Annotated in this window: 4 protein-coding genes; all 4 read right to left on the reverse strand. The window is 60.8% G+C overall.

The window, feature by feature from the left end; translation table 11 throughout:
• The 4 genes from nirD to nirB all read right to left on the reverse strand — a co-directional run bounded on the left by nirD (position 1) and on the right by nirB (position 5866).
• Positions 1-309 (reverse strand): nitrite reductase small subunit NirD, encoded by a 309-nt coding sequence (gene nirD, locus VGK14_RS06090; RefSeq protein ID WP_331508056.1) that lies wholly within the window; start codon positions 307-309, stop codon positions 1-3.
• Between the two features lie 89 nt (positions 310-398).
• On the reverse strand, positions 399-2096 hold the full coding sequence (locus VGK14_RS06095) for a bifunctional protein-serine/threonine kinase/phosphatase (RefSeq protein ID WP_331508057.1): 1698 nt from the start codon (positions 2094-2096) through the stop codon (positions 399-401).
• Between the two features lie 55 nt (positions 2097-2151).
• Positions 2152-3363, reverse strand: coding sequence for a nitrate/nitrite transporter (locus VGK14_RS06100; protein ID WP_331508058.1), 1212 nt, complete (start codon positions 3361-3363; stop codon positions 2152-2154).
• Between the two features lie 76 nt (positions 3364-3439).
• Positions 3440-5866 (reverse strand): nitrite reductase large subunit NirB, encoded by a 2427-nt coding sequence (nirB, locus tag VGK14_RS06105; RefSeq protein WP_331508059.1) that lies wholly within the window; start codon positions 5864-5866, stop codon positions 3440-3442.
• Positions 5867-6262: the final 396 nt, after the last annotated feature.

Consider the following 6262-nt stretch of genomic DNA (forward strand, 5'->3'; position numbering starts at 1 on the left):
TCAGATATTCAGGAACACTTCACCGTTTTCCGTTTTCACGCCTATGCAGGCGGTATGCCCGACGTCCGGCTCGACCGCACGGCCGTCGTTCAGGCCGATATTCCAGCCGTGCAGCGGGCAGGTGACCTTTTCTCCGTGGACGATACCCTGCGACAGCGGGCCGCCCTTATGCGGACATTTGTCGTGCAGCGCGAACACCTTGTCATCCGCGGTGCGGAATACGGCTATATCGCCGCCGGCCTGTTTCACCACCCGCGCACCCAGGCGCGGAATCTCTTCCAGATTGGCGATCCTGATCCAATTGCTCATCGTGACTCCGATTTCATCAAATTCAACACAATAACCGCGGAAACTTTACTGCGGACTTTCCGCATCCCCTCACAGGTACTTCTTGACCACTATTTTATTTTTGAAACCACCAGCAGATAAATCAACAGCAAATTCATCAGCACCGATATCGCGGCAACCCAGTGCCAGCCTTGCATGCGGCCCGCCAGCGGCGTGCGCGGCGGTGGCAGCACCGGCCTGCGTTCGCCGATTTCCAGCGCCAGCAGCATTTCCTCCGCGGTTTCGAAACGCGCCTTGGGATCGCTCGCCACCGCTTTCAGCACGATATTTTCCAGCCACTGCGGAATATCGGGGCGGTATCGGGTCGGGGCGACGGGCGCGCCAAAGCGCGGGTGCTGGAACGGTTCGATCTCGCCGTAAGGGTAGCGTCTGGTAAGCAGATGATACAGCGTCACTCCGGCGCTGTAGAGATCGCTCTGCGGCGTGGCGCTTGCGCCGGTGAACAGTTCCGGCGCCACAAAACTGGGCGTGCCCGGATTGCCACCCGGCCGCACCCCGCTGGTGCCTGGACTCATCGCGACACCCAGGTCGAGGATGCGCAATTTGCCGTCGTCGCCCTGGTGCAGGTTGGCCGGCTTGATATCGCGATGCACGATGTTGAGCCGGTGCAGCGCGCCCAGGCCCTTGGCCAGCCGGATGCCGATGCCGGCCACGTCGACCGCCGAAAAATGCTGGCCGCTGTCCAGCTTCCGTTGCAGAGTCGCACCGGCGTGCCAGCTCATCACGTAATACAAACAGCTGCGCCGCTCCGGCGACACCGGCAGCACCTGCGGGAAATAATGCGCCACCACGCGCTTGCCGAGCCATTCCTCGTTGAGCAAGGCGTTGCAGCTTTCGCTATCTTCCGCCAGCAGCGGCTGCAATGTTTTCAGCACGCAAACCTGGCCGTTGGTCAGGTTTTTTACCTTATACAGCAAACTGGCCCGCGACTCGTGCAGCAGTTCCAGCACTTCGAAGCAATCCAGCTGCTCTCCCGGCTTGAGCCGCGGCGGCAGGCCCAGGCGCCTGGCTGCCGCCAGCAAATCGGAGAAATTTTCCTCGCCCGGCTTGTCGATACGCGCCAGCAGCGCCGTGGCGTTGTCCTGCCCGCCCTGTGCCAGCGCCCTGTTCACCAGGTCGTCCGCGGCCATTTGCGGGTTCTGGTACAGGCTCAGGATTGCATGGAGTTCCTTGTGCCCCAGCCGGTCCCACACGCCGTCGCTCATCAGCGCGAACACGTCGCCGGCCTGCAGTTCGCCTTCGGCATAATCCACCAGCAGCTGCTGGTCCAGCCCGACCGCACGCTTGAGCACATGGCGCATGTCGGGCCTGTCCCATACGTGATCGGTGGTGAGCTGCTGCAAATTGCCGTCGCGTAATCGATAGACGCGGCTGTCGCCGACGTGCGCCAGCGTGAAATGCTTGCCGCGCAGCACCAGCAGCGACAGCGTGGTCGCCATGCCTGCCATGTCGCGGTGGCTGCCGGCCTGGGACAATATCCAGCGGTTGATCGCGGATAATACCTTGTCGAGTGCGGCGATGGTTTCCCAGGTATCCGGCGTCGCGTAGTAATCGGAAAGCACGCCGCGCACGGTCATTTCCGCCGCCTCGCGCCCCCCGGCGTTGCCGCTCACGCCGTCGGCCACGGCCAGCAACGCGCCCTTGGTCGATAACTGCTCGTCCTGCGGCGTCACCACACCGCAATAATCCTCGTTGCGTTCGCGTGGGCCGGCATGACTGGCCTGGCCGGTTGTAATCTGTAGCACCATATCGAAAGCTTAATCCACGGCGGCCCGCAGAAACACTATTCTTTTATTGATCAGGTCAAACCTTGGCAGTCGTCGCCGTGACCGAACCCCAGGTGGTGCGCCAGCGCATCTTGACACTGGAGAGGCCCATCATCGCCAGGATCGCGAGCCCGGCAAAAATCATCAGGCCGGCCTGGTAGCTGCCAGTAACTTGCCTGGAATAGCCGAGGCTGGATGCCAGGTAAAAACCGCCGACGCCTCCCGCCATGCCGACCAGGCCGGTCATCACGCCGATTTCCTTGCGGAAGCGCTGCGGCACCAGCTGGAACACCGCACCGTTGCCCATCCCCAGCGACAGCATTGCCGCCACGACTACGGCCAGACCGATGAGCGGCTGTGCCAATCCGAAACTGAGAATGAACAGGAACGTGGCCGCGCAGGTATACATAACCAGCAAGGTGCGAATGCCGCCGATGCGGTCGGCCACATTGCCGCCTACCGGCCGCACCAGCGAACCGGCAAATACGCAGGCCGCGGTGAAATAGCCTGAAACTACGGGCGACAGGCCATACTGGTCGTGGAAATAAATCGTCAGCGACGACGCCAGGCCGACGAAACCGCCGAAAGTGACGCTGTAGAAGAACATGAACCACCAGGCATCCTTGTCCTTGAGCACGTTGAGGTACTGGTGCAGCGACTTGGAAGGTGGCGCGTCCGGACTATCCTTGGCAAAAATCGCATAGACCACCAGGGCGAACGCCAGCGGAATGAGCGCGAGACCGAACACGTTATTCCAGCCGTATGCCACCGCGAGACCAGGCGCAAACAGCGCGGCCAGCGCGGTACCCGAGTTGCCGGCGCCGGCGATCCCGAGCGCGGTACCCTGATGCTCGGGCGGATACCAGCGCGAAGCCAGCGGCAGCGCCACTGCGAACGCCGCACCGGCGACGCCGAGGAATACGCCCAGCAGCAAGGTCTGCTGATAGCTGTGAATCCCATGCAACCACGCGAACAGCAGCGCCGCCAGCACGATAACCTGGCCGATCAGGCCGGCCTTCTTCGGCTGCAAGTGGTCGACCAGCACGCCCATCACGATACGCAGCAGCGCCCCGGAAAGCACCGGGGTCGCGACCATCAGGCCCTTCTGCGCCGGCGTCAGGTGCAAATCGGAGGAAATCTGCACCGCCAATGGGCCCAGCAGCACCCACACCATGAAGCTCAAATCGAAATACAGGAACGAAGCGAATAAGGTCGGCCTGTGGCCGGCTTGCCAGAAACTGCTTTGCATGATTAATCCTCTCAGAAACTTCAACTGACCGTGGTGCGTACGCTATTCGTACGCACCACTATGCTATGCCGGGCAATCAAACGCTGATCGGCTCGAACTCGCGGCGCGCCTCGCCCTGGACGGTGCGTTGCGCCCATGGGTCTGGCGTCCCCTGCACCGCATAGAGCAGCCGCTCGTAGAGTGCACGGCGGCCTTCGGCGTCTTCGACGATGTGCTTCTTGACGTACTCCAGGCCGACGCGCTCGATCCAGTGCACGGTGCGGTCGAGGTAGCGCGCCTCTTCGCGGTAGAGCTGGATGAAGGCGCCGGAGTACTCCAGCACCTGCTCATGCGTTTCCACCTTGCACAGGAACTGCGCCACCTCGGTCTTGATGCCGCCGTTGCCGCCGACATAGATTTCCCAGCCGGAATCGACGCCGATGATGCCGACGTCCTTGATGCCAGATTCGGCGCAGTTGCGCGGGCAGCCGGACACCGCAAGCTTGACCTTGTGCGGCGCCCACATATGGTCGAAAGCGCGCTCCAGCTCGACGCCCATGCGCGTCGAATCCTGCGTGCCGAAGCGGCAGAACTCAGAACCGACGCAGGTCTTCACGGTGCGCAGCGCCTTGCCATAGGCATAACCGGACGGCATGTCGAGGTCGGCCCACACCTTGGGCAGGTCGTCCTTCTTGACGCCCAAGAGGTCGATGCGCTGGCCGCCGGTGACCTTCACCATCGGGATCGCGTACTTGTCGGCAACGTCGGCGATCTTGCGCAGTTGATCCGGGGACGTAATGCCGCCGTACATGCGCGGGATCACCGAATAAGTGCCGTCCTTCTGGATGTTGGCGTGCGCGCGCTCGTTGATGAAGCGCGACTGCGGATCGTCCTCGGCCTCGTGCGGCCAGGTGGAAATCAGATAATAGTTGAGCGCGGGACGGCAGCTCGCGCAGCCGTTGGGCGTATGCCAGTCCATGAACGCCATCGCTTCGGGAATGTTGAGCAGCTTCTGCTCGCGGATGATCTGGCGCACTTCCTCGTGCGTCTTGTCGGTACAGCCGCACATAGGACGCGAGGTGGACTGCGGCGCATAACCCCCACCCAGCGTGGAAGCGAGAATCTGCTCCACCAGCCCGGTACAGGAGCCGCACGAGGCCGAGGCCTTGGTGTTCTTGCGCACGTCGTCCAGCGTAAACAGGCCCTTTTCCTTGATGGCCTTGACGATGGTGCCCTTGCATACGCCGTTGCAGCCGCAGACTTCCATGTCGTCGGTCATCGCCGCCGCCTTGTTCTGGCCGGCATGACCGGTATTGCCCAGGCTGGATTGACCGAACATCAGGTGATCGCGCACTTCCGCAATACTCTTGCCGTCGCGCAGCAGCTGGAAATACCAGCCGCCGTCGACAGTGTCGCCGTATAGCACGCTGCCGACGATTTTATCGTCTTTAATCACCAGCTTCTTGTAGACGCCGCCGACCGCATCGTGCAAAACAATTTCTTCGGTATCTTCGCCGCCGCTGAAATCGCCTGCCGAGAACAGGTCGATGCCGGTGACCTTGAGCTTGGTCGAAGTCACCGAACCGGTGTAGCGGCCGATACCGAAGTTGGCAAGGTGCGTGGCGCACACCTTGCCCATTTCAAACAGGGGAGCAACCAGGCCGTAAGTCGTGTTGCGATGCGCCACGCACTCGCCTACCGCATAAATGCGCGGATCGTAGGTCTGCATGGTGTCGTTGACGACAATGCCGCGGTTGCAATAAATGCCCGCGGATTTGGCAAGGTCGATGTTGGGGCGTATGCCCACGGCCATGACCACGATATCGGCCGGCACTTCCTGGCCGTCCTTGAAACGCACCGCCTTGACGCGGCCGTTCTCGCCGACCAGCTGCTCGGTATGTTTTTCCAGCAGGAACTTGAGGCCTTTTTCTTCGAGCGACTTTTGCAGCATTTTGCCCGCCACATGGTCCAGCTGGCGCTCCATCAGCCAGCCGTGGATATGCACCACGGTCACGTCCATGCCGCGTATCGCCAGGCCGTTGGCGGCTTCCAGGCCCAGCAGGCCGCCGCCGATAACGACCGCATGCTTGTGCATGGAGGATGCCTCTATCATCGTGTCCACGTCCTTGATATCGCGGAAGCCGATCACGCCTTCGAGGTCGTTGCCCGGTACCGGCAAGATGAACGGATCGGAACCGGTCGCCAGTAGCAGGCGGTCGTACTCCGCCGTGGTACCGTCTTCAGCAATGACCATGCGCTTGACGCGGTCGATCTTGGTAATCTTCTTGCCGGTGTGCAGGGTGATACCGTTCTCGGCATACCATTCGCGGCTGTTCAGAATGATATCGTTGATGGTTTGCTCGCCCGCCAGGACAGGAGAAAGCAGAATGCGGTTGTAGTTCGGATGCGGCTCGGCGCCGAATACGGTAATCTCATACAGATCGGGGCTTATCTTAAGCAACTCTTCGAGGGTCCGCATCCCGGCCATGCCGTTGCCGACCATTACTAGCTTCATCTTTTTCATACTGGCTCCTCTGTTTCTCAAATCCCTGAATCGCTGACCTGACGCACCAAATAGGCACAATTTAAAGCTGGTTTTTCTTGGGTCGCAATTTTCAACTCCCCTCTAGCAAGCCTCGTGCCATATATTTTTATTTTATAAATCAACCACATATTGTAAATGTACGATTGAATCAGGACTGAGTGCGCTTGGAAGCGGTGCACATGCACCACGTCGTGCTTACGGGTGGTGCATGTGCGGTGCAAAAAATCGTCGAGACGCTAGAAGGTATACATAACCGTCAGCCAGAGCTTGTCGGTATTGCGGACCCTGGCGCGATTGCCGGCGACGGTATCGGCCACCGGCAACAGCGCATAGCGGTCGCCTTCGGTAAACTTGCCGTATTCGACCTTGGCGCTG

The sequence above is a fragment of the Novimethylophilus sp. genome, from assembly GCF_036504375.1.
Classification (GTDB): domain Bacteria; phylum Pseudomonadota; class Gammaproteobacteria; order Burkholderiales; family Methylophilaceae; genus Novimethylophilus.

What these genes read in the sequence shown, in the direction of transcription:
- nirD (WP_331508056.1), bottom strand. Translation starts at nt 309, where the DNA reads ATGAGCAATTGGATCAGGATCGCCAATCTGGAAGAGATTCCGCGCCTG.
- VGK14_RS06095 (WP_331508057.1), bottom strand. Translation starts at nt 2,096, where the DNA reads ATGGTGCTACAGATTACAACCGGCCAGGCCAGTCATGCCGGCCCACGC.
- VGK14_RS06100 (WP_331508058.1), bottom strand. Translation starts at nt 3,363, where the DNA reads ATGCAAAGCAGTTTCTGGCAAGCCGGCCACAGGCCGACCTTATTCGCT.
- nirB (WP_331508059.1), bottom strand. Translation starts at nt 5,866, where the DNA reads ATGAAAAAGATGAAGCTAGTAATGGTCGGCAACGGCATGGCCGGGATG.